The organism is Vibrio sp. 10N.222.49.C9 (assembly GCF_041474985.1).
GTDB lineage: Bacteria > Pseudomonadota > Gammaproteobacteria > Enterobacterales > Vibrionaceae > Vibrio > Vibrio crassostreae_C.
The window spans coordinates 1-266 of sequence record NZ_JBFRVD010000648.1; the positions used below are offsets into that span (position 1 = coordinate 1).

Genomic DNA, 266 nt, shown 5'->3' on the forward strand with positions numbered 1-266 from the left:
AAACAGTACATAGGAATTGAGAGAAATGGGACACGCTCATAATGATTTTACGCCGGCTAGTATTGCCGTATTGACTGTATCAGACACTCGCACTGAAGAAACCGATACCAGTGGTGGTTACCTAGCAGACCAGGTAAAAGAAGCAGGTCATAAATTAGCGGACAAACAAATCGTTATTGATGATGTTTATAAAATTCGCGCTATCGTCTCTAAATGGATTGCCGATGAAAATGTTGATGCCATTTTAGTCACCGGTGGCACAGGCT

The 266-nt window shown here is 42.1% G+C and carries 1 protein-coding gene; it reads left to right on the forward strand.

Annotated elements, in window-relative coordinates; all coding sequences use genetic code 11:
* Positions 1-25 precede the first annotated feature (25 nt).
* A partial coding sequence (locus AB4585_RS24885) for a molybdopterin-binding protein (RefSeq protein WP_372171424.1) occupies positions 26-266 on the forward strand: 241 nt, incomplete at its 3' end.